Raw genomic sequence first — 20,668 nt, 5'->3', positions numbered from 1 at the left:
CGGACGTCAGTCCTGGCGGAGGTCCTCCAAGGTCGCGGGCGCGCCCGGGAGTTCCGAGCGGGCGGGTGCCATCAGACCGTCGAGGAACAGCTGCAGATGACGGTGGACGTACCGGTCGAAGTCCAGACAGCCGGTGCCGGGCAGCGGACGGGTGAGCTGGGAGAGGGCGATCATCAGGTCCCCGACGCCGACGTCGGGGCGCAACTCACCGGCCGTACGGGCCCGTTCGGTGAGCTGCTCGACGGCCCCGGTGAGCCGGTCGCGGGAGGCGATCAGCTCCGGATGGTCCTGGTCGAAGGTGGCATTGAGCATCGGGCACAGCGCGCCGATCCGCTCCTCGGCCGCGGCGTGCACGAACGTCCGCAGCGCGCCGAAAGCGGTCGCCTCGCCGGCGTCCTCGGCGGCGAGGCCCCGTTCCGCGTGCCCCGTGATGGTGTCGGTGACCGTGAGGACCACGTGGTGCATGAGCTCACCGCGGTCCTTGAAGTTCCGGTACAGCGTGGCGTTGCCGACGCCGGCCCGGCGCGCGACCTCGTCGAGCGGCAGGACCGGGCCGTGCTCCACGAGCAGCTCGCGCGCGGCGGCGACGATCCGCTCCCGGTTGCGCACAGCGTCGGCCCGCGGGCGCGGGACGCGGCGCTGCGGCTTCTCGGTCGCGGTGGTCACGGCGGTCTCCTTCACGGGTCTGTGTGCAACGGGACTGTGTGCAACGGGTCTGTGTGCACGGGCTCCGGGTGAAGCGGGGAGCTGGTCCCCGGTTCGTGCGGACACGGGTCTAAACGGGGAGACCATCCCCGGTTATTTCCCAGCCCCCATGTGACCTGCCTCACACGCCCCTGACCTCGGAAACCCACGATCGGCGCACCCAGCGAGCGGCCCGCCACGCCTCGACACAGGGTGATCGAAAGGGATCCGAGCGTGAGGCGGTGCGGATGCGAGTGCGTCGGATAGGCAGGGGCCGGCGGGGTGTGCTGCTCGCCGCGAGCACGGCCGTGGCGCTCACCGTGACGATGACCGCGAGCACCGGCAGGCTCCTCGACGACTCGACGACCGCGGCCGGTCCCGTCGCCGTCTCGCGTACGACCTCCCTGGCCCCCTGCATGATCCGCGGCTCGTTCGGCGTCCAGATGTCGGAGGGCCTGCCCACCGCCCCCGGCTACGCCCGCTCCACCGGCACCGTGCGGGCCCTCAACCTCATGGTCGACTTCCCGGACGCGCCGGGCCAGGGCTCCGCGAAGGACCGGCTCGGCGAGTTCTTCCCGCAGACGCAGAACTGGTTCCGCACCGGCAGTTACGGAAAGCTCGACTACGTTCCCGAGGCCCCGGTCGACCACTGGCTGCGGATGCCCAAGCCGTTCACCGCGTACGGGATAGACCGCGGCGCCCCCTTCGACCCCGGCTACCGCAAGCTCGCCGACGACATCGCGGCGGCGGCCGACCCCGAAGTGGACTTCCGCCGGTACGACGTGGTGAACATCCTGGTCACCCCGAACGCGGGGCCCTCCGCGCTGGACACGGTGCTGTCCGTGACGTTCGCGGGCAACCACGAGGCGCCGGTCGCGGACGGGGTGCCGCTCTCCAACGCCTCGTTCGTGTACTCGCGGCAGGACGACGGCTCCGGGTCGTACGCGAAGACCGGATACCGGGTGCTGCCGCACGAGAACGGGCACGTGTTCGGGCTGCCTGACCTCTACACGCAGGACGGCGGTGCGGCCGCCGGGCACTGGGACATCATGAGCGAGGACTGGGGGGCCGGGAACGACCTGCTGGGCTGGCACAAGTGGAAGCTCGGGTGGCTCGACGACAGTCAGGTCGGCTGCGCCGCGCAGCCCGGCACGACCGAGTACCGGCTGTCGCCGCTGGCCCGGAACGACGGCGGGTCGAAGCTGGTGTTCGTGCCCCTGACCCGGAAGACGGGGTACGCGATCGAGGTGCGTACGCAGGAGGGCAACGACGAGGCGGTGTGCCGGGCCGGGGTGCTGGTCTACAAGGTCGACGCGGATGTGGACACGGGTCAGGGGCCCATCAAGGTCGAGGATGCGACGCCGGACAGTGGGGGGTGCACGCGGCAGCCCAACGTCCATGCGGAGCTCTCCGATGCGGCGTACCAGTCGGGTGACGTCTTCCGCGACAAATCCGCGGGTGTGCGGGTGACGGTTGGCGGGATCAGTGGTTCCGGCGCCTACCAGGTCTACGTCACCCGCAGTTGACGCCACGGGGCTCCGCCCCGGACCCCGCTGGCGGAGCCCCGGTCTTTTACGACCCGCCGGGGAACGTTGCGCGCAGCTCTCGCTTCAGGACCTTTCCCGTCGCGTTGCGGGGGAGTTCGGATTCCTGGAGGAGCACGTGTGCCGGGACCTTGAAGGCCGCCAGGGACTTCGCCGTGAAGGTGCGGATGTCGTCCGGGGTGACCGTGGAGCCGGGGCGGGTGCGCAGGACCGCCGCGACCTCCTCGCCGAGGACAGGGTGCGGGACGCCGACGACCGCCGCCTCCAGGACGTCGGGGTGGTCGTGGAGGATCGCCTCCACCTCGACACAGTGGACGTTCTCGCCACCCCGGATCACCAGATCCTTGATCCGGTCGACCACACTGACCCGCCCCTCGGAGCACACCGCCAGGTCCCCCGTCCGGAACCACCCGTCCGCCGTGAACACCGCCCCGGTGGCCTCCGGAGCGTTCCAGTAACCACGGATCATCGGCTGGCCCCGCAGACAGAGCTCGCCCACCTCCCCGTCGGGCAACGGCTCGCCGAGCGGATCCGCGATCCGTACCTCCACGGCGGGCGCCGGACGGCCCACGCTCCCCGGCCAACTCCGGTACTCCTCACCGGCGTTGGAGAGCACCCCGCCGAGCGTCTCGGTGAGCCCGTACCCGTTGCGGGGCTCGATGCGCTCGCCGTACCGGTCGGTGAGGCGGGCGACGATGCCGGGAGGGGCCGCGGCGCCGCCCGTGCTGAACCCCGTAAGAGAGGGGAGTTCGTCACCCAACTCCTTTGCGCGTTCCAGGAGTTGGAGGGCCGTGGCCGGAACGCCGCCGAAGCTGGTGATGCCGTGTTCACGGATCATGGCGAGCGCGACGTCCGGGTCCCACTTGCGCAGCACCACGATCGTGCCGCCCACCCCCATCGCCGCGTAGAAGCCGGTGAACGCCGCGACGTGGAAGAAGGGGAAGGTCAGGAGGCCGATGGGGGTCGGACCCTGGCCGGGCACGATGCCGCGGGCCAGCGCCGTGCGGGCCGCGGCGTAGCGGGGTCCCGTGACGGCGCCCATGTGGGCGTGGTGGGTGGCGACGGCGCCCTTGGGGCGGCCCGTCGTACCGGAGGTGTAGAGGATCGTGGCATCGGCGGACGGGTCGATGTCCACGTCGGGCGGGCCGAGTTGGGGGTCGGGCGTGGGCAGATCCGCGTACCGCTCGACCCGGTCACCGCTCGCCTCCCGGCCCTCCTCGTGGCAGACCAGGGTCCAGGGGCGGGGCTCCCGCGCCTCGGACAGCCACGGCAGGACCCGCTCGTAACGCTCCCCGTCGACGACCAGCACCGCGGGCCCGCAGTCGTCGAGGGCGAACGCGAACTCGTCGGCGGTCCACCACGCGTTCAGCGGCACCGCCACCAGGCCCGCCAACTGCGCGGCCCAGAAGGCGACCTGCCACTCCGGGTGGTTGCGCATCGCGATGACGGCGCGGTCGCCCGGCCGCAGCCCGTAGCCGCCCGCGCTCTCGTCGTCGGCGAAGCGGCGGGCCAGCGCGCACGCCGCCGCGAAGAACTCCCCGTAGGTCATGCGCCCGTTCTCGGAGATGACGAAGGGGGTGTCGCCGAACGCCCACGTCGTCTCGCAGAACTCGCGCAGCGTACGGGGCCCGTCGGCATAGGAAAGGCGCCCGTCCTCGCCGCGTACGACGGCGAAGGGGGCGCCCGGAGCGGTCAGCAGCGCTTCCACGGAATCCACGGCATCAGCGTCCATGGTCGGACGGTACGTCCGTCGGACCGACCCCCGTCAAGGTACGTGCACCGGCCAACGGCCGGACAGGGCACCCGCACAACGCGACGGAACGCGACTCCGCGGCTACTCCGCGGCCTTCGCGTGCTCCGCCACCCGCTTACGGGTCAGGAACCAGCCGATCACAAGGCCGACCACGATCAGCGGCGAGCAGTACACCGAGACCGCCGAGTCACCGCCGCCGACCACCATCAACACCACGACCGCGACCAGGAAGACCATCGTCAGCCAGCTCGTGAAGGGCGCGCCCGGCAGCCGGAACGCGGGGCGCTCCACCTCGCCGCGCAGGGCCTTACGGCGCAGCACCATCTGGCAGACCATGATCATGGCCCAAGTGCCGATCATGGTGATCGCGGAGAAGTTGATGACGATCGAGAACGCCCGCTCGGGCACGATGTAGTTGAGGATGATGCCCGCGATGTAGCAGGTCGCCGTCAGCAGCACGCCACCGTAGGGCACGCCCCTCTTGTTCATCTTCGTGGTGAACGCGGGCGCGGATCCCGCAAGGCCCATCGAGCGCAGCACGCGACCGGTCGAGTAGAGGCCGGAGTTGCAGCTGGACAGGGCGGCCGTGAGGATCACGAAGTTCATGATGCCGCTGATGCCGGGCACGCCCAGCTTGCCGAGCAGCGTCACGAACGGCGACTCGCCGGCCTTGTACGCGCTCCACGGCAGCAGCAGCACGAGCAGCAGCACCGACCCGACGTAGAACAGCACGATGCGCCACGACACGGAGTTGATGGCGCGCGGGATCACCTTGCGCGGATTCTCGGTCTCGCCGGCGGCGATGCCGACCATCTCGATCGCCGCGTACGCGAAGACGACACCCTGGATCAGGACGATCGCCGGGAGCAGCCCGTTCGGCAGCATGCCGCCGTGGTCGGTGATCAGCTGCGGGCCCGTGCTGTGGCCGTCGACGGGGTGGCGGCTCGCGAGCAACCAGCAGCCGATGGCGAGGAAGCCGAGGATCGCGGCGACCTTGATGATCGAGAACCAGAACTCGAACTCGCCGAACCAGCGCACCGAGATCAGGTTGGCGCCGAGCACCACGAGCAGCGCCACCAGGGCGAGCGTCCACTGGGGGATGTCGCGGAAGGCGGCCCAGTAGTGCAGGTACATCGCCACCGCGGTGATCTCCGCGATGCCGCTGCACACCCAGTGCAGGAAGTAGACCCAACCCGCCGTGTACGCGGCCTTCTCACCGAGGAACTCACGCGAGTACGAGACGAACGAGCCCGAGCTCGGCCGGTGCATCACCAGCTCGCCCATGGCGCGCGCGATGAAGAAGGCGAACAGTCCCGTGATGGCGAAGATGATCACCAGGGACGGGCCCGCGGTGTGCAGCCGCTCCCCCGCACCGAGGAAGAGGCCGGTGCCGATGGCGCCGCCGACCGCGATCATCTGGACCTGACGGTTGCGCAGGCCGGCCGAGTAACCCCCCTCACGGAGGGCTCCCGTCGTGGCCTTGCCGCCCGTGGTCACACTGCCCTCGGTCGCAGCCGCAGGGGCGGTCGCGGGCCGAGTCGTCTCCGACTCGGCTTCTGCTGTGTGCTCCATGGTTCTCCGACGTACGTGCAAAACGGCATGCCGCACACACGCGAGCGCGAAGACGCGCAGGCGTGTGCGACGTACCTGTTGGACAGGACTGGTCCGCCGGATCCGGCGAACACCGAGATCGGAACGGATCCCGGTGGAGTGTGCCGCGGCAGTAACGCGCGACGACACGCCACCTTAAACCGTTCGCGGGGGCAACTAATCCACGAGGCCCGAGTCGAGCTCCGAGCCGAGCCCGAGCAGCGAACCGGCGTACTGGGCACCGGACTCGGCCAGCACCTCGTCGAGGGACTGCGCGGACCGCACGGGGGCGAAGGTCACATCGCCCGCTTCCGCCCCACCCTCATCTCGGACATATCCATACACAGCGGGACGAGGAAGGCTGTTGTAGTGGAAGTGAGTTGAGAAGTAGTACGCGCCGGTGTCGTACAGCGCGACGAGATCGCCGGGCGCCAGCTCGGGCAGCTCCCGGCCGCGCGCCACGAGGTCGCCCGCGAAGCAGCAGGGCCCGGCCACGTCCTGCACCAGCGGCGCGCCCGTCCGCGGCCGGCCCTCGGCGTCGTACGCCCCGACCCGCAGCGGCCACGACTCGGGCGCGAAGACGGTACGGGTCGCCACCTGCGCGCCCGCGTGCGTCACGGCGATCCGGCGGCCGCCGGAGGTCTTGGTGTACTCGACGTGCGCGGCGATGAACCCCTGCTTGGCGAGGAGCGAGCGCCCGAACTCGGTGACGAGCGTGTACCGGCCGTCGAAGAGCCCGGGAACGGTTCGGCGCAGGATGCTCGCGTACTCCTCGAAGCCGGGTGTGACGTCGTCCGACTCGAAGTTCACCGGCAGTCCGCCGCCGATGTCGAGGGTGTCGATCTGCTGCCGCCCGACATGCGCGTTGATCTTCTCGGCCAGGTCGTACGCGGCCCGTACCCCCTCGGCCATCAGCTCCAGGGCGACGCCCTGGGAACCGGTGTGGGTGTGCAGGCGGGTCATCCACGGCCGCGCCTTGTACGCGCCGAGGACCCACTGCTCCGCGCCCTCGTCACGCAGGGCGACACCGAACTTCGAGGTGGCGGTCGCGGTGCTCATCGCGCCGATCGACCCGCTGCCGACCTGCGGGTTCACGCGCAGCCCGACGGGCGAGGCGGTGGGGTTCGCCGCGAACTCGGCGACGATCTCGTCGATCCGGTCCAGCTCCTGCGGGTTGTCGGCGTTCACGGCGATGCCTGCCGCGAGCGCGTCCCGCAGCTCCCCGACCGTCTTGGCGGGCGAGTCGAAGACGATCCGCTCCGCGGGCACCCCGGCCGCCCGCGCGAGCGCCAGCTCACCGGGGCTCGCGACCTCCGCGCCGATGCCCTCCTCGTTCAGGAGCGCGAGCACGGGGACGAGCGAGGCCGCCTTCACGGCGAAGGTGTGCCGCGCGTCGACCCCCTCGAACGCCGCCTTGAGCGCACGCGCCGCCTCCCGGACCCCGGCAACGTCGAGCAGCCCGAGCACGGGGGCGTCGGGCCCGACGAGCCCCTGCCCGACGGCGGCCCGCAGGGCGGCGTCGCGGCGGGCGGCGGAGACGTGGGCGGAGGCGGCGGGCTGCGGCATCGGGGGGTGTCCTGCCTTTGGCTTCGTATGGCTTCGTACGGGGTGGTGCGCGGGGCACTCGTGCACTCGTCACTGTGCAGCGCGGCGGGGCGGCGTGTCTGCGTGCGCCGACACGAAGTACGGCGGGTGGACGCTGTGGCCAGGCACAAGGAGCGGCAGGCGACGGCGCCCGCGTAGTGCGTACGCACGAAGACCACCCGCCCGACATGGTGGCGGCGCACCACCCACCGTCAGGTCACCGCAGCGGAATCAGCCCGGCCCGCCGCAGCCCGAGCTCGACGACGAGACGTACGTCGGGGTCCGCCAGGTCGAATCCGCCCAACTCGCGGGCCCTGCGCAACCGGTACCGCAACGTATTCACGTGGATCCCCAGATACCGGGCGGTGGCCCCGGCGTCCCCGAAGAACGCCAGATGCGCGGCCACGGTGCGCGGCAGATCCGTCCCGTGCCGCTCGTCGTGCGCGAGGAGCGCCGCCACGGCGTCCCCGACCGAGGGCACCTGCGCGGCGACGGCGTCCGACACCCGCAGCGCGTCCAACGCGAACCGCACGTCGTCGGCGCCCGCCACCTCGGGCTCCCCGCGCTCGCACAGCACCCGCAACACCTCGACGGCCCCGACCCGGGAGTCCACCACGTCCTTCAGGCCACCGACGACCGGCCCCACCGCGACCAACGGCTCGACCCCGGCGCCCCGCAATACGGCCGCGAGATCCCGACCGAGCCGCTCGGCGGCGTCGGACCGGGTGTCAGCAATCAACACGTCGAACCGGTCACCAAATTCAGCCCCGCCGGCGCTCGCATCTCCAGCCCCGCCGACGCTCGCATTTCCAGCCCCGCCGGCGATTGAGGCGCGGGGTCCGGGGCGGAGCCCCGCGTCCTGGGCACGGGCTGCCGCCCCACCGACGCCTGCATCTCCAGCCCCGCCGACGTTCGCATTTCCAGCCCCTCCGGCGATTGAGGAGCGGGGTCCGGGGCGGAGCCCCGCGTCCTGGGCACGGGCTGCCGCCCCACGCGCCTGGGCCAAACCACCCTCCACCCGGTAGGCAAACGCGGGCACGCCAGCCGCAGCAACCCGCAACACCCCCGCCCGCACCGCCCTCTCCCGCACCTCCGCCGCCACAACCCCCACAACCCCCACGGCAAGCACCGCACACGGCCGACCCGGATCCACACCAAGCGCGGCAGCCGCCGCACCCACATCAGGCGCCCCGTCCTCGAACAACGCCCGCACCGCATGCCGACGCCGCCCCTCCGCGGACCGCGACCGCAACCGGTGATGCAGCAGATGCGGCACCGCAATGGTGGCGGCCTGCCGCAACGCCTCCCGCGCCCCCTCCGGCAACGGCTCCCCGTCGGCGGCGGCCCACAGCGACCCGAGAACCTCCTCCCCTGCCCGTACGGCAACAGCCAGCCGCTCAGGAAACCGCCCATCAGCCGGCCGATGCACAACGTCCCCCGCCCACAACGCGGCGAGGAACCCGCTCTCCGCGAGCTCGGCGACCCGCCACCGCGGCACCCGCCGCCCGAGGATGGTGAGCCGCCGCAGCGGATCGGCGGTATCGGCGGTCGGCGAGTACGCCAGCACGTTGGACTCGGGGTCCTCGACGGTGATCGCACCCCCGACGAGCGCGGCGAGCGCGGACGCCAGGGCCGGCAGATCCCCGAGCCCCACGTCGACCCCGGGCTCCGGCACCCGCGCCCCACCGGCCGCGAGCGCGGCCCGCAGCAACCCGATCAGCTCGCCCCAGTCGACCCAGGGGGCACGGGCGAGCAGCGCGGTGGACACACCGTCGGCCACTTCCCCGAGCAGCGGCGCGACCCCTTCGGCCCCCCGCCGCACCACGAGCGCCGCGGCCCCCGCCCGGTCGGCGGCCCGCAACACCTCAGCAGCAGCCGGATCGGACGTATCGACCCCCACCGCGATAAGCACCCGCCCCCGCTCCTGCAGGCTCTCCCCCGCGTCGAACACCCCGACCCCGCCCACGGTCAGGTCCGTCCCGCACGGCGCCCGTACGACCTGGACGATGTCCCGCCCAACGACGTCGACGACCTGCGCCAACGTGGGGCCCCCGCCCGAAGCGGGATTCTCGGGCTGCGGCCTGCCGGACGCGGAAAACTCCATGCCCCCAGTCTCACCGATCACGTAGACCCCACCGATGCGACGAGGGGTGTGACGAACAAGTCACCACAAACAGGGCGCTTGTGAGCAACAGCACCCACCAGTCACCGCCAATCGCCCGCCTTCGCCCATACGTTGGACGGATGTCCCCTCTTGCCCGGGTGAGCGAGGCGTACGGTCCGCGCTTCGCCGAATTCGCCTTCGAGCCCGCCTTCCTGGCCGCGGTGGACCAGCATGTGGCGGAGGTCCGCGACCGCCTGGAGGCCGGCTCGGCCGCGCTGCACCCGCCGGCACCCGACGCCGAGGCCCTCGGCGACTACGCGCTCGGCTTCATCGACGCGCTCTCCGAGACCGGCTGGCTCGAACCCGTGGGCCACGACTACGCGGTGTGCCGCCTCACCGCCATCAGCTGGCTGGTGAGACGGCACGACCTGCTGGACCTGGTGTAGCTCACGGGCTCACGGGCTCACGGGCTCACGGGCTCACGGGCTCACGGGCTCACGGGCTCACTGATTGTCGAACCGCTCCCGCTCCTGCACGGGCTGATGGGTCAAGGCATCCTCACGCCCCGCCTGATAAGCGGTTGCGCCCGCGCCACCGTTCCCGACCTTCCCCTTCGCCTTGGCGGTCTCCTCCTCGGCCGTGTTCAGCCACCGCTCCCAGCGCTGTCGCATCGGCCCGATGAGCCCGCCGCCGACACCGACGACCAGGATCCCGGCCGCGGCCGCGAGAGCGGCGATGAGCACCGGCTGCGTGACGGTCGTGGCGATACCCGCCTGCCCGAGCGCGGCGAAGGCGCCCAGGACCACGATGCAGGCCCACACGATGGTGCCGATGGTCTTCCCGTACGAGACGGAGGACAGGGCGTTGGTGATGATGTCGCGCACCAGGTTGGCGACGGCCATGGCCACCACGATCAGGACCACCGCGACGATGCCGCGCGGCAACCAGGCGACGATGGCGTTGATCATGTCCGACACGGGGTTGGGGCCGAAGACCCCGAAGCCGAGCTGGAGCACGATCAGCATCAGGGCGACGTAGACGACCTTGCAGAGGATCGCGGTCGTGTCGTACTTCGACCCTTCGAGCATCTTCGCCGAACCGGCCCGTTCGGCGAGCTTCTCCGACCCGATCTTCCGAAGGCCCCGGTCGAGGAGCTTGGTGATCATCTTGGCCACGAACCAGCCGATGACCATGACGACGATGAAGCCGAGCAGCTTCGGTACGAACTGGGCGACCTTCGACCACGCGTCGTTCAGCCCTTGAGTGAAGTTGACGGCCAGGATGCTTGCGCCGTCCGGAGAACTGAGATTCTGGATCATGAGTGGACCTCCACTCGTGGGGCCGGACGCCGCGAGGCCGCGCCCGACGAGACGTGTCCCCCCTCGTTTTCCTGCGTCCCTCCGGCTTAACAGCCCCAGCCGCCCCCGGCCGCCCTACGTCCCCCATTGGCGTGACCCACGCCCCGAACCCGATCCGCTACGCTGTTCACGCGCCTTCGTAGCTCAGGGGATAGAGCACCGCTCTCCTAAAGCGGGTGTCGCAGGTTCGAATCCTGCCGGGGGCACCAGTTCAGAAGGGCCCCACCTCCGGATTTCCGGAGGTGGGGCCCTTCTGACATCACATCCAGACCTGACCTCACCGACGCAGCGTCCCCCTGAGTGTCAGCCGTGGAGCGGCTGACGCCCCCACGGGGCGGTCAAGCACATGACCGACGTCGACTCTGTCGGGTGCGGGTCCGCGGGTGGTCGCGATGGTCAGGCAAGCGACGACCGGATCCGGCCGATGACACGCAGAACCTCATTCCTGTTCTTCGCACTCTTGATCCAGGTTGGTAGCCGAGCGACGAGCGTCATCTTCTTGACTTGCGCATCCCAAGGGGCTCGCTCCCGCAACGGCGCCTGCACGAACTGCCGGATCAACTCCAGGTGCTCCGGGCCATAAGCCCACAGCCGGCCATGTCGCGTCTCCGCCTGCAACCACAGCGGCAAGCGGAAGTAGGGATCTGTCGCTTCACCTCGCCCCCGATAGAGACTGAACCCACCTCCGGCCGCATCTCGCGACAGACCGCACGACCGACAGACAAAGCGTCGACGCGCGAACACCGAAATACCCGCGTCCTGCGCCGCTGGCACCACCGGGGCAACATGAGCAATTCCAGTGCACTTCGGACAGCGCACGAGAATATGATCAATGAAGTGGTACTTCGTGTGCCGGGCGTCTCGAAACCTCTGCGGCGAGGGCATGACGCCAGTATGCGACCCCTCCGCCTGCCCCTACTCGGATCAGCCGTGCCACATCCGTGCCGGATGGACGAGGGGCCACGGGGAACAGTAGGTACGAAGTCGGCCACATCGAGGAGCCGTTAAGACGCTCTCTCGCAGGTCAGACTCCCAACTCCCCCTAGATCAACTGCGTTTCCCAGGCTTGGAGCGTGAGTCGGGCTCCCTCACCCGTTGGGCGCTCTAGGGTCAAGGCATGGATCATGACCCGATGCGGCAGGTCGCCGAATTCCGCGAAGTGTTCGACGGTGAGGCCAAGGCCGAAAGCCCCGAACTGCCGGCACACCGAAGGACGTTGCTGGTCGAAGAAGCACACGAAGCCGCCGAGGCCCTCGCCAACCTTGCTGAGGCTCTGCAGACCGACGATGACCCGCTCACTGCGTACCAGGCGGTGGCCAAGGAACTGGCAGACGTCCTCTACGTCACTTATGGCGCCGCTGATGCGCTGAAGATCGATCTGCCGTCCGTCTTCACAGAAGTCCATCGGTCCAACATGAGCAAGCTGGACGCGGATGGCCGGGTCCTTCGCCGAGCCGACGGCAAGGTACTCAAAGGCCCCAGCTATCAGCCACCGGTCCTCGACGGCATCGTGGGGTGGCCGCCTACCGGCTCGATTTCAGAACCGGGCGGACAGCAGTGAACGGTATGGGCACCACATAGAGCTACGGAACAGATGCTGTCTCCTGAAGCGGGTGTCGCAGGTTCGAATCTGCCGGGGCACAACGCCAAGGGCCGGGCCACAGGGGCAATCCCCCTCCGACCCGGCCCTTCGCTCTGACCACAGCCCGCTCCTACAGGCCCCTCCACGGAACGTCATTTGGTCGACGGAGCCTCCGTGGCAGGCGTGCCCTCAGAGATTTCCGAGACATGGATGTCGACCTCGCACCCCTTGGGCATCTTGTCGGCGGAGGTCGCGCACTTCGACGGATCGACCTCGGGCTTGGCCCTGCCCGACGGGTGCTGACTCGAATTCTCCTCGGCCGGTGTCGAGCTTCCGGTCGACGGAGCGCTCTCGGAGGACGCTGAGCAGCCCGCCGAGCCCAACACGGCGCACAGGACCAGAACGGCAGAGGCCACGGCGGTGCGAGTACGCATGAAAGCCCTCCTTGCACGGACGCCGGAACGTCCGGCTCGCCAGTCGATCCACATGCGTACAGGGGGAATCCGGCATTCAGCAGGGTTCGGAGCGACAACCATGCCGACGATCCCAGCGCCCAGAATCCCCGTTGTTGCGACCGATGGCCGCCTACTTCGGTGGCCGGGAGTAGCGCTCCACCACGGCCCTTGCCGTCGACGTGTCGAGCAGCCGCAGTTCCCACGGGCCCGTGTTCACGTCGAAGTCCTTGCCGAAGCCGACCCACTTGCCGGCCATCCGGCGCCCGGTCGGCTCGATGAGCATTTGGATCGCTCCGTGGTAGCGGGCGCCCCGGTAGTAGCCATCGGTGGCCGTCTGCTCGATCCAGGACCCGGTGACGATGTTCCGGTCCGTCGTGAGGTCGAGGTGCAGAGGGCTGTCGGGGTTGCTGGACGCACCTGGCAGCGACTCCGCCGTGAGCCGGTTGCCCCGGTGTACGACGAGGACGTGGTGTTGGCCCTCGTACGTGGTGTCACGGCCCGACGAGTAGAACTCCTAGCGGCTCAGCCAGATCCCCGAGTAGTCCACCTCCTGAGCATCCGGCGCCGTCTCGGGCGCTCCGGACGCCTCCGCGACACCGGACGCCCCGGCTTCCATGTCGTGGCCGCCTGCGCCGTCCTCGTGGACGCGGGAGGACTGCACGGCGAGCGCGAACCCGAGCGACTCAATGGGGGCGGCCCGTGACGGCCGAGGCCGCCACGTTCGACGTTGTGCTGTCCATCTTCGGCGCGGTCTGGTTCATGGACCCCGACGAGCTGCTGCCCCTCGTACGGGCCCGCCTCAATGACGGCGACGCGCTCGCCTTCTCCCACCTTCCGGCCGCCGGCCAGGAACTCGAGCCGGGCAAAGCGGGTATGCGTCACGACCACACAGCCGACGAGTGGACCGGGTTGCTGCACGACTACGGGTTCCGGGACGTTCAGGCCGAGATCATCGAACCCCCCGAGGGGCAGAACGTCGGCACGATGCTCGTCCGCGCGACGACGTGACACCAAGCGTCAACCGTGTCTCGGCAGTCGGGTACGGGTAAGGCACACGTCACGCTGCGGAGCCTTCCAGGTCAGCCCCCTCGTCGGTGGCCCGCGCGACCTCGTCCATACGGTCCGGGAACAGATGGCCGTGCGTATCGAACGTCAAGGTCGCGGGCTCGTGAAGCTTCCGCAACACTCTGAGCGCCATCTGAGTCCGAGCCGATACGGTGCGGCGTGCCTGAGTTCACGAAGCAATTGCCCGCGCTGATCGGCGTGGTGATCGGAGCCCTGGGTTCGTACGCGGCGGTCATGCACGGCGAGCGGGTGCGGTTCCGCCGTGAGCGCACCATCCGTTGGGAGGACCGACGCCTTGCCACGTATCAGGCTTACGCCCGGTCGGTGAAGATGACCGTCAGTCTCCTGTTCAGAGTCGCTGCCCACGTCGGCAACGACAGCAACCCCAATCCGCTGTCACCGCAGGAAGCGGGTCATCGACTGGGCGACGCCTCGGAGGCCCGCGACCTGGCCTGGGAGGAGATGCTGTTACTCGGCTCCCTGGAGGTAGTGGAAGCGGGCCGTGCCTGGGCAGAGACAGTCGCCACGATGGAGCGGTTTGTCCGAGACCGGACCCACGATCCGATCGCATGGTCGGCTCTTGTCGGAAACCAGCGCGCGTCACGCGAGGCGTACTACGCGGCGACTCGACGAGATGTGACGCTCGGGCCCGGCCACTCGGGCCGATGGCAGCGCGGCTCCTTGTGAGTGGTCCACAGCCTGAGCTGGGAGTCCTCGCTTCCAAAGGCGACGGCCACTCCCGCGCCGGAGCTCCTGTGCTGCGGGGGATCCGCCGGCCCGGGGCCGGGGTGGTCGCATCGGGGTGGCCCGCGGGTCAGCGCGTGTGAGGGACGACCACGATCTGGACATCGTCTTCGTAGATCACGCGCCCCGGGTCGGTCGACTTCACCTCGTGACACTCCACGTCATGCGTGGCCAGAATCTCCAGGTAACCCGCCACACGCTCCACGAGATGAGCCGCCGAGGGCTTGAACCAGGCCGTGGCCCCGGGATTCACAGCTGGGTCGTACACGCTCGGGTCGACGGTGGACGGGTCCGTGTACGCGGCGTCGTACCAAGCGTTGCTCTCGCTTCGGAACCGTTCCTGGTCAGCCGTCAGTCGTCCGTCGCGGGCAAGGTTGTTGACCAGCCCGAACACGCCCTTGAACTGATTCCGCTCGTCGGGCAAGGCCGACTGAAACCGCACGTACTCGTTCGCCATCACGCGATATTGCCACGCACTTCCCGAGGTCGGGAGGTCTCCTCGGAGCTGTGCCGCAAGCGCTCAGCCGCGTCATGGGCTCGGCCTCGTCGGCAACCACGCTCGGAGAACCACGTAGCACCTCGCAGCACACCTCGCTATCGTGGTCAGAATGCCGGCGCAGCCCGAGGTCACTCAGCGCGATCTGCGCACTCGCTCCAAAGAGATCATGGACGCCGTCCAGGGAGGACAGGCGTTCACCGTCACCCGCGACGGGCATCGTGTCGGCGAGCTGATCCCGCTCCGTAGCCGTCGCCGCTTCGTTCCCCGTGCCGAGTTCGCGGCCATGTCACGCACTGCCCCTGACATCTCGCCGGACGCCTTCCGCGAGGACCCGTAGGCCCGTTGAGCACAGGCAAGGCCTGCTCGACCAGGCGCCGTTGGTACGCCCACCAAAAGATCGCCCGGGCCGACGTCATCCGAGCGGGTGTCGGTCGGGGGCCACGGGCCCGGCGCCCAGGTGAGCTGCGATGCGCGCGACGGTCCGTGTGTTGTCCTCGAACAGATGCGCCTGCATACCGGCGGCCCGGGCCGCGTCGACATTGACTGCGAGATCGTCGATGAACAGACAGTTCTCCGGGCGCACGGCCAAGTCGGCACATGCGGTCTCGAACGCTCGCGAGTCGGGCTTCTCGATGCCGATCTCGTGTGAGTAGACGATCTGTTCCACCAGTTCGTCGAAGTGGTAGAGCGCCGTCTCCCGTTCCCGGGCGCCGACGAAGCTGTTGCTCAGGATGCCGAGCCTGCAGGTTCCACGCAGCCCTCGCACATAATTGATGAGCTCATCGTTCGACGTCCCCAGATACTCCGCCCAGAAATCCGCCATGAAGGCTTCGCCCAGCGAGGCGTCGAGCCCCAAGCGAGCCGACACCTGCTGGTGCACCTCTCGCTCGCCGATGCTCCCGACATTCCCGGCCCGCCACACGTCGCGCATCCGCTCATGAACAGTGCCCTGCGGCAACTCCAGCCGCTGTTCCCACCGTTGCGCCCACCCCGTCTCCGGAGTGATTTCCAGTACGCCGCCGATATCGAGAATGACGCAGGAATCAGTCACGCAAGCTCCCCCTCCTCAGGTGTCCACCCCCACTCTTCCAACGAGCCGGAGCTACGGCCGCCGGAAGTACACAGCCACCGGATTGGGAGTGCACCCGACCTGTTCGTACAGGGCCCTGGCGCGCTGCAGCTCAGCAAGAAGTAGCCGAGGCAAGAAGCAGCCCCCAGCCGGAACACCCGCCTACGGCCTCTGTCGCAGTGAGCCCACCGTCCGTAGCAGGCGGTCCGCCCGTTCCCGGAGTTCCGGGTGGGCGAGCACCGTGTTGCGGAGGCCGCGGACCGGGCGGCGCCAGAGGCGGTGGGCGGTCGCGGCCGGGTGGGGGCGGGTCGCGAAGCCCTCGGAGACCCGGAGTTCGCGGGTCTTGAGCCAGTCCTTGTACTCCTTCTCGCCGCGGCCCCAGTCCATCAGCCGGATCCCCTGGCGGCCCGCCGCCTCGACCATCCGCAGATGCATGAGGAGGCCGGGCGAGTAGTAGCTGAACTCCGGGTCATACGCGGTGAACCAGGCCGCGAAGACGGTCTTGGACGTCGGGCCGAAGTGGGCCGCCACCGGGCGGTCACCCGCGTAGATCACCGAGAGGACGCCGGTGAAGTGGTCCTCGCGGACCTTGAACAGGTGGTCGGTCAGGTGCACGATCCACGGGCGGGCGAACCGGTCCATGCGGCCGGTGCGGCGGTACTGGGCCGATTTCCAGCGCATCAGCTGGCGCAGGACCGCCGGGTCGCGCTCGTCGTAGACGAAACGCATCTCCCCGACGTTGCGGGTCAGGCGGCGTTCCTTCTTGAGCGTCGTCTTGGCCTGGCCCGGGTACGTCGCCTTCAGCCATTCCTCGTACGTCTCGTGGCTGCCGTCCTTCAGGTCGAGGACGGGAGAGGCGAAGGTTCCTGTGACGTAGCGGCCGAAGGGTCTCTGTTCCTCGACGAGGTGGTCGAACTCGAAGACCGACAGGCCGCAGGCGCGCAGGAGTTGCCGCGTGTCCCAGGTGACCCCGGGCCGGTGCACCAGGGCCTGGCAGTCGGACAGGCCCATGCCGATGGCACGGCCGATGCCCGCGGGCCCCTTCTCGTACGGGAAGAAGCCGACGGGTTCGGTGCCCTCGCGCAACACCGCCACGTGCGCGCGGCCCCTGAACCTGGCGACGCCCGCCGCGAACTCCGGTGACAGGAACGGGTTCTGGAAGTCCGGAGCGTGCTCCATCGTCTCGTGCCAGGCCGTACGCAGGGACGTGCTGAGCTCATCGGCTCTGTACGTCGTGATGTTCAACGTCGGTTCGACCGCCCTTCGCCGCAGGTGCATGGGCCGGCGCTCGGACCGGTAACCGGACAGGTGCGTTGATACGCGAGCATGCAGCTCATGGGCCCCCCTCTTCCCCCATGGGGCTCAAAGGTCGCGAAACAGTACGCACGCTGTCAAGAGTCCTTCGGGCAGTTCGGGCACTCAACATGGGGATTTGGTCTACGAGTTGATCCGGACGTGCACATGCATGTCGTGCCAGCCGTCCGTGTGCAGCGCCGAGCTGCGGCGGGTGCCCTCCAGCGGGTAACCGGACTTGAGTGCCACCCGGCACGAGGGTTCGTTGCGGGTGGAGTGCTGGAGGTCGAGGCGGTGGAAGCCCAGGGCGAACGCCCAGTCCGTGAGCGCTTCCAGGGCCCTGGGCGCCACGGACACACCACGGGCCTCGGGCATCACCCAGTAGGCGACCTCGGCCACCCCGTCCAGGAAGTTGAGCTCGCGCAGCGCCATCCGGCCGAGCGGGGCGTCGTCGCTGGCCCGCGCCACGATCCACTGGGCCGTCTTCTCCTCCCGCCAGCCCGTGTGCGTCGCCCCGATCCAGTCGCGCGCTTCCTCCAGGGACTCCATGCTGCGGCTGTGCCAGTAGCGCAGGGCCGGGTCCTGGAAGGCGTCGTGGACGGCCCGGGCGTCGCCGAACTCCGCGGTGCGGAGGCGAAGTTCGCCGTCGGATGAGTGGAGCGTCGGTTGTGGGGCCGAGGACAGGGAGCCGGGCTCGATGGCGGGTTTGGTGTCGAAGGGCATGGTCCGCATCATGACCGGATCCGGATGTGTCGTGCATCTGGATTCCCATGCCATGGGCACAGGCAGGGCAGGTGTTGCAGCATATGCACGTCTGTTGCGTAGCTGCTGTTACTGTTCCTCGTGGCCCCAGTGGGGTGCCAACGAACGTCATGGGAAGGGCGGCGAATGTCCGGCAAGACTGTCTGCCTCGGCGAGACGATGGCGCAGGTCACCCCCGCCGACGGCGAAGGACTCGAGCGGAGCCGCGAGCTGCGGCTCACGGTCGCCGGTGCCGAGTCGACCGTGGCGCAATACCTCGCGGACCTCGGGCACGAGACCGCCTGGGTGAGCCGGGTCGGGGACGATCCGTTCGGGCGGCGGATCGTCGCGGCGGTCGCCTCGCGCGGCGTACGCGTCGACGGGGTGCGCGCCGATCCGGCCGCCCCCACCGGCGTGTACTTCAAGGATCCGGGCCCCGACGGCACGCGCGTGCACTACTACCGGGCGGGCTCGGCCGCGTCCCGGATGACGTCGGCCGACGCGGACCGCGTCGACCTGACGGACGTACGGCTGCTGCACCTCACCGGGATCACCCCGGCCCTGTCGGACAGCTGCGCCGCGCTCGTGGACACCCTCGTGCAGCGGGCCGCGGCCGGCGGGACGCTGGTGTCGTTCGACGTCAACTACCGTCCCGCGCTGTGGAGTTCGCGTGAGGCGGCGGCAGATGCACTGCTGGCACTCGCCCGCCGCGCCGACGTCGTGCTCGTCGGGCGCGACGAGGCCGAGACGCTGTGGGACACCGCCACCGCCGAGGACGTACGGGACCACCTCGCGCCGCGAGCGACGCGAACGCCACGAGCGCCACGAGCGACGCGAACGTCGCGCGGCATCCTCGTGGTCAAGGACGGGGACGTGGGGGCGACCGAATTCGCCGATGGGGGAAGCGAGTTCGTGGCGGCGCCCGCCGTCGACGTCGTCGAGGCCGTCGGTGCCGGTGACGCCTTCGCTGCCGGATACCTGAGCGGGCTGCTGGGCGGAGTCGCCCCGGCCGAGCGGCTCGCGCTCGGTCACCGGCTCGCCGGGCGGACGCTGCGCAGCATCGAGGACTACGTCCCCGCCACCGACCCCGGCACCCGCCCCGACACGACCGGCGAAGGGCGCTGATCCCATGTCACAGACCGTCCGGCGCGCCATCGACATCCTTGAGTTCATCGCCCGCCGCCCGCGCACCCAGACCGAGGTCGGCGAGCACCTCGGCGTGCACCGCTCGACCGCGCTGCGCATCCTGGAGTCCCTGACCGACGGCGGCCTCGCCCGCCGGCTCCCCGACGGCCGGTACGCGGTCGGGCACCGGCTGGCCGGGCTCGCCCATCTCGCGCTGGAACAGTTCGGTCTGAAGGACGTCGCGGACGAACATCTGCGGCTGCTCGGCGAGCGCTGCGGGCACACCGTGCACCTCGCCGCCCTGGAGCGCGAGGGGATCGTGTACGTCGACAAGGTCGACCCCGTCGACGGGGTGCGCCTCTACTCGCAGATCGGCCGCCCGGTCACCCTGCACACCGCCGGAGTCGCCAAGGCGATCCTCGCGCACGTACCGCGCGAACGGGCCGACACGCTGCTCGCCGACTGCGGCTTCGCTCCGCACACCGGCACGACGATCACCTCCGCCCGCGCCTACCGCAAGGCCCTCGATACGACCAGGGCCCGCGGCTGGGCCGTCGACGACGGCGAGTACGAGGACTACGTGAACTGCGTCGCCGTACCCGTACGGGACAGCAGCGGCGAGGTCGTCGCCGCGGTGTCCGTGACCGCGCTCAAGGCCAAGGCGGACCTGGGCGCGCTCGAATCCGACGTGCTGCCCGACCTCATGACCACCGCCGACACGATCTCCAAGGAGCTGGGATGGCGCCCGTAACGTTCGATGAGCTGTTCGCCGGGGTGCCGGTGATGGCGATCCTGCGCGGCCTGCCGGCCGACAAGTCCGTCGAACTGGCCGTACGCGCATGGGACCTGGGCATCGAGTGCGTCGAGGTTCCCGTGCAGACGGAGGAGGCGGCGCGGGTCCTTGGCGCCGTCGTCGCCGCGGGGGCCGAGCGCGGGAAGCCGGTCGGCGCGGGCACGGTCACCTCCGGTGAGCGGCTCGGGTGGGCGGTGGACGCGGGCGCCGCGTTCACGGTGGCCCCTGGGTTGGACGTGTCGGTGGCGCGGGCCAGCGTGGCGGCGGGGCTGCCGCACCTGCCGGGTGTGGCCACGGCCACGGATGTGCAGGCGGCGCGGGCGAGCGGGCTCACGTGGTTGAAGGCGTTTCCGGCGAGTGTGCTGGGGGTGGAGTGGTTCCGGGCGATGCGGGGGCCGTTTCCGGAGGTGCCGTTCGTTGCCACGGGGGGGATGTCGGCGAGGAACGCGGCGGAGTATTTGGAGGCCGGGGCGGGGGTCGTCGCGGTGGGCTCCGCGTTGGAGGACCCGGCGCAGCTCTCTTTGCTGGCGGACCTGTTGCGCCCACAGTTCTGAACGCCTCGGGGCTCCGCCCCGGACCCCGCGCCTCAAACGCCGGCGGGGCTTGATAGACCAACTCCCCGCGGGGCTTGGTATTTCAAGCCCCTGCGGCGATTGAGCAGCGGGGTCCGGGGCGGAGCCCCGAG

The 20,668-nt window shown here is 70.0% G+C and carries 23 protein-coding genes and 1 tRNA gene; 10 read left to right on the top strand and 14 right to left on the bottom strand.

The annotated features are described in order from the left end of the window. Positions 1 to 6: 6 nt before the first annotated feature. The gene (locus ABT004_RS14590) at positions 7 to 666 is read right to left on the bottom strand and encodes a TetR/AcrR family transcriptional regulator (protein WP_351335875.1); all 660 of its coding nucleotides are present in this window, start codon (positions 664 to 666) and stop codon (positions 7 to 9) included. A gap of 266 nt (positions 667 to 932) precedes the next feature. Between ABT004_RS14590 and ABT004_RS14585 the strand changes: the two genes are divergently transcribed. Next, positions 933 to 2,210, top strand: coding sequence for a M6 family metalloprotease domain-containing protein (locus ABT004_RS14585; protein WP_351335872.1), 1,278 nt, complete (start codon positions 933 to 935; stop codon positions 2,208 to 2,210). Between the two features lie 46 nt (positions 2,211 to 2,256). Here ABT004_RS14585 and ABT004_RS14580 read toward each other — a convergent pair whose 3' ends face one another. The 4 genes from ABT004_RS14580 to ABT004_RS14565 all read right to left on the bottom strand — a co-directional run bounded on the left by ABT004_RS14580 (position 2,257) and on the right by ABT004_RS14565 (position 9,259). Then, the gene (locus ABT004_RS14580) at positions 2,257 to 3,960 is read right to left on the bottom strand and encodes a class I adenylate-forming enzyme family protein (protein ID WP_351335869.1); all 1,704 of its coding nucleotides are present in this window, start codon (positions 3,958 to 3,960) and stop codon (positions 2,257 to 2,259) included. 102 nt (positions 3,961 to 4,062) lie between these two features. Next, positions 4,063 to 5,553 (bottom strand): amino acid permease, encoded by a 1,491-nt coding sequence (locus ABT004_RS14575; protein ID WP_351335867.1) that lies wholly within the window; start codon positions 5,551 to 5,553, stop codon positions 4,063 to 4,065. 195 nt (positions 5,554 to 5,748) lie between these two features. Further along, positions 5,749 to 7,137 carry a type III PLP-dependent enzyme domain-containing protein gene (locus ABT004_RS14570; protein ID WP_351335866.1) on the bottom strand — a complete coding sequence of 463 codons (1,389 nt, stop codon included), beginning with the start codon at positions 7,135 to 7,137 and terminating at the stop codon, positions 5,749 to 5,751. 235 nt (positions 7,138 to 7,372) lie between these two features. Continuing rightward, positions 7,373 to 9,259 carry a PucR family transcriptional regulator gene (locus ABT004_RS14565; protein WP_351335863.1) on the bottom strand — a complete coding sequence of 629 codons (1,887 nt, stop codon included), beginning with the start codon at positions 9,257 to 9,259 and terminating at the stop codon, positions 7,373 to 7,375. A gap of 140 nt (positions 9,260 to 9,399) precedes the next feature. On the opposite strand from ABT004_RS14565, the gene ABT004_RS14560 reads away from it, so the two are divergent. Then, complete coding sequence (locus ABT004_RS14560; RefSeq protein WP_351335860.1) at positions 9,400 to 9,705, top strand: DUF6401 family natural product biosynthesis protein; 306 nt, start codon at positions 9,400 to 9,402, stop codon at positions 9,703 to 9,705. Between the two features lie 57 nt (positions 9,706 to 9,762). Here the strand turns inward: ABT004_RS14560 and ABT004_RS14555 are convergent, their stop codons facing one another. Further along, a complete protein-coding gene (locus tag ABT004_RS14555; protein ID WP_351335857.1) occupies positions 9,763 to 10,578 on the bottom strand; it encodes a mechanosensitive ion channel family protein in 816 nt (271 codons plus the stop codon). Between the two features lie 172 nt (positions 10,579 to 10,750). On the opposite strand from ABT004_RS14555, the gene ABT004_RS14550 reads away from it, so the two are divergent. Next, a tRNA-Arg gene (locus ABT004_RS14550) sits at positions 10,751 to 10,826 on the top strand. A 187-nt stretch (positions 10,827 to 11,013) separates the two neighbouring features. On the opposite strand, the gene ABT004_RS14545 is transcribed toward ABT004_RS14550, so the two are convergent. Next, positions 11,014 to 11,502 (bottom strand): hypothetical protein, encoded by a 489-nt coding sequence (locus ABT004_RS14545; RefSeq protein WP_351335854.1) that lies wholly within the window; start codon positions 11,500 to 11,502, stop codon positions 11,014 to 11,016. A gap of 232 nt (positions 11,503 to 11,734) precedes the next feature. On the opposite strand from ABT004_RS14545, the gene ABT004_RS14540 reads away from it, so the two are divergent. Continuing rightward, complete coding sequence (locus ABT004_RS14540) at positions 11,735 to 12,178, top strand: pyrophosphohydrolase domain-containing protein (protein WP_351335853.1); 444 nt, start codon at positions 11,735 to 11,737, stop codon at positions 12,176 to 12,178. Positions 12,179 to 12,351: 173 nt separating this feature from the next. On the opposite strand, the gene ABT004_RS14535 is transcribed toward ABT004_RS14540, so the two are convergent. The 3 genes from ABT004_RS14535 to ABT004_RS36390 form a co-directional block, all read right to left on the bottom strand. After that, positions 12,352 to 12,633, bottom strand: coding sequence for a hypothetical protein (locus tag ABT004_RS14535; RefSeq protein WP_351335850.1), 282 nt, complete (start codon positions 12,631 to 12,633; stop codon positions 12,352 to 12,354). A 151-nt stretch (positions 12,634 to 12,784) separates the two neighbouring features. Then, a complete protein-coding gene (locus ABT004_RS36395; RefSeq protein WP_451192010.1) occupies positions 12,785 to 12,937 on the bottom strand; it encodes a hypothetical protein in 153 nt (50 codons plus the stop codon). Between the two features lie 231 nt (positions 12,938 to 13,168). After that, positions 13,169 to 13,315: a hypothetical protein gene (locus tag ABT004_RS36390; protein WP_451192013.1), complete on the bottom strand. Its 147-nt coding sequence runs from the start codon at positions 13,313 to 13,315 to the stop codon at positions 13,169 to 13,171. 38 nt (positions 13,316 to 13,353) lie between these two features. Between ABT004_RS36390 and ABT004_RS14525 the strand changes: the two genes are divergently transcribed. Both ABT004_RS14525 and ABT004_RS14520 read left to right on the top strand, forming a co-directional pair. Beyond that, positions 13,354 to 13,662 carry a class I SAM-dependent methyltransferase gene (locus ABT004_RS14525; RefSeq protein ID WP_351335848.1) on the top strand — a complete coding sequence of 103 codons (309 nt, stop codon included), beginning with the start codon at positions 13,354 to 13,356 and terminating at the stop codon, positions 13,660 to 13,662. Between the two features lie 216 nt (positions 13,663 to 13,878). Then, complete coding sequence (locus tag ABT004_RS14520; RefSeq protein ID WP_351335845.1) at positions 13,879 to 14,406, top strand: hypothetical protein; 528 nt, start codon at positions 13,879 to 13,881, stop codon at positions 14,404 to 14,406. A 127-nt stretch (positions 14,407 to 14,533) separates the two neighbouring features. Here ABT004_RS14520 and ABT004_RS14515 read toward each other — a convergent pair whose 3' ends face one another. After that, positions 14,534 to 14,920, bottom strand: coding sequence for a hypothetical protein (locus ABT004_RS14515; RefSeq protein WP_351335843.1), 387 nt, complete (start codon positions 14,918 to 14,920; stop codon positions 14,534 to 14,536). Between the two features lie 151 nt (positions 14,921 to 15,071). Here ABT004_RS14515 and ABT004_RS14510 point away from each other — a divergent pair, with 151 nt between their 5' ends. Continuing rightward, on the top strand, positions 15,072 to 15,299 hold the full coding sequence (locus tag ABT004_RS14510; RefSeq protein WP_351335840.1) for a type II toxin-antitoxin system Phd/YefM family antitoxin: 228 nt from the start codon (positions 15,072 to 15,074) through the stop codon (positions 15,297 to 15,299). Between the two features lie 75 nt (positions 15,300 to 15,374). Here ABT004_RS14510 and ABT004_RS14505 read toward each other — a convergent pair whose 3' ends face one another. The 3 genes from ABT004_RS14505 to ABT004_RS14495 all read right to left on the bottom strand — a co-directional run bounded on the left by ABT004_RS14505 (position 15,375) and on the right by ABT004_RS14495 (position 18,047). Further along, the gene (locus tag ABT004_RS14505; RefSeq protein WP_351335837.1) at positions 15,375 to 16,013 is read right to left on the bottom strand and encodes an HAD-IA family hydrolase; all 639 of its coding nucleotides are present in this window, start codon (positions 16,011 to 16,013) and stop codon (positions 15,375 to 15,377) included. Positions 16,014 to 16,193: 180 nt separating this feature from the next. Continuing rightward, on the bottom strand, positions 16,194 to 17,309 hold the full coding sequence (locus ABT004_RS14500) for a GNAT family N-acetyltransferase (RefSeq protein WP_351335834.1): 1,116 nt from the start codon (positions 17,307 to 17,309) through the stop codon (positions 16,194 to 16,196). A 159-nt stretch (positions 17,310 to 17,468) separates the two neighbouring features. Beyond that, a complete protein-coding gene (locus ABT004_RS14495) occupies positions 17,469 to 18,047 on the bottom strand; it encodes a GNAT family N-acetyltransferase (protein ID WP_351335831.1) in 579 nt (192 codons plus the stop codon). A gap of 165 nt (positions 18,048 to 18,212) precedes the next feature. Here ABT004_RS14495 and ABT004_RS14490 point away from each other — a divergent pair, with 165 nt between their 5' ends. The 3 genes from ABT004_RS14490 to ABT004_RS14480 are packed head-to-tail and all read left to right on the top strand — an operon-like array spanning position 18,213 to position 20,537. Further along, positions 18,213 to 19,190, top strand: coding sequence for a sugar kinase (locus ABT004_RS14490; RefSeq protein WP_351335828.1), 978 nt, complete (start codon positions 18,213 to 18,215; stop codon positions 19,188 to 19,190). A gap of 4 nt (positions 19,191 to 19,194) precedes the next feature. After that, complete coding sequence (locus ABT004_RS14485; protein WP_351335825.1) at positions 19,195 to 19,941, top strand: IclR family transcriptional regulator; 747 nt, start codon at positions 19,195 to 19,197, stop codon at positions 19,939 to 19,941. Further along, positions 19,929 to 20,537, top strand: a complete 609-nt coding sequence (locus tag ABT004_RS14480) for a bifunctional 4-hydroxy-2-oxoglutarate aldolase/2-dehydro-3-deoxy-phosphogluconate aldolase (RefSeq protein ID WP_351335822.1) — start codon at positions 19,929 to 19,931, stop codon at positions 20,535 to 20,537. The genes ABT004_RS14485 and ABT004_RS14480 overlap by 13 nt, the downstream gene beginning before the upstream one ends. Positions 20,538 to 20,668: the final 131 nt, after the last annotated feature.

It is taken from the genome of Streptomyces sp. NPDC002790 (assembly GCF_040295505.1).
Taxonomy (GTDB): Bacteria; Actinomycetota; Actinomycetes; order Streptomycetales; family Streptomycetaceae; genus Streptomyces.
Note: the sequence above shows the minus strand (reverse complement) of the source record. Positions and strands in the feature narration are given on the sequence as shown.

Coding starts and splice junctions, on each gene's coding strand:
- ABT004_RS14545 (WP_351335854.1), bottom strand. CDS start 11,502: ATGCCCTCGCCGCAGAGGTTTCGAGACGCCCGGCACACGAAGTACCAC.
- ABT004_RS14480 (WP_351335822.1), top strand. CDS start 19,929: ATGGCGCCCGTAACGTTCGATGAGCTGTTCGCCGGGGTGCCGGTGATG.
- ABT004_RS14575 (WP_351335867.1), bottom strand. CDS start 5,553: ATGGAGCACACAGCAGAAGCCGAGTCGGAGACGACTCGGCCCGCGACC.
- ABT004_RS14515 (WP_351335843.1), bottom strand. CDS start 14,920: ATGGCGAACGAGTACGTGCGGTTTCAGTCGGCCTTGCCCGACGAGCGG.
- ABT004_RS14500 (WP_351335834.1), bottom strand. CDS start 17,309: ATGCACCTGCGGCGAAGGGCGGTCGAACCGACGTTGAACATCACGACG.
- ABT004_RS14485 (WP_351335825.1), top strand. CDS start 19,195: ATGTCACAGACCGTCCGGCGCGCCATCGACATCCTTGAGTTCATCGCC.
- ABT004_RS14490 (WP_351335828.1), top strand. CDS start 18,213: ATGTCCGGCAAGACTGTCTGCCTCGGCGAGACGATGGCGCAGGTCACC.
- ABT004_RS14540 (WP_351335853.1), top strand. CDS start 11,735: ATGGATCATGACCCGATGCGGCAGGTCGCCGAATTCCGCGAAGTGTTC.
- ABT004_RS14510 (WP_351335840.1), top strand. CDS start 15,072: ATGCCGGCGCAGCCCGAGGTCACTCAGCGCGATCTGCGCACTCGCTCC.
- ABT004_RS14535 (WP_351335850.1), bottom strand. CDS start 12,633: ATGCGTACTCGCACCGCCGTGGCCTCTGCCGTTCTGGTCCTGTGCGCC.
- ABT004_RS14580 (WP_351335869.1), bottom strand. CDS start 3,960: ATGGACGCTGATGCCGTGGATTCCGTGGAAGCGCTGCTGACCGCTCCG.
- ABT004_RS14565 (WP_351335863.1), bottom strand. CDS start 9,259: ATGGAGTTTTCCGCGTCCGGCAGGCCGCAGCCCGAGAATCCCGCTTCG.
- ABT004_RS14495 (WP_351335831.1), bottom strand. CDS start 18,047: ATGCCCTTCGACACCAAACCCGCCATCGAGCCCGGCTCCCTGTCCTCG.
- ABT004_RS14555 (WP_351335857.1), bottom strand. CDS start 10,578: ATGATCCAGAATCTCAGTTCTCCGGACGGCGCAAGCATCCTGGCCGTC.
- ABT004_RS36395 (WP_451192010.1), bottom strand. CDS start 12,937: ATGCTCATCGAGCCGACCGGGCGCCGGATGGCCGGCAAGTGGGTCGGC.
- ABT004_RS14560 (WP_351335860.1), top strand. CDS start 9,400: ATGTCCCCTCTTGCCCGGGTGAGCGAGGCGTACGGTCCGCGCTTCGCC.
- ABT004_RS14585 (WP_351335872.1), top strand. CDS start 933: ATGCGAGTGCGTCGGATAGGCAGGGGCCGGCGGGGTGTGCTGCTCGCC.
- ABT004_RS14570 (WP_351335866.1), bottom strand. CDS start 7,137: ATGCCGCAGCCCGCCGCCTCCGCCCACGTCTCCGCCGCCCGCCGCGAC.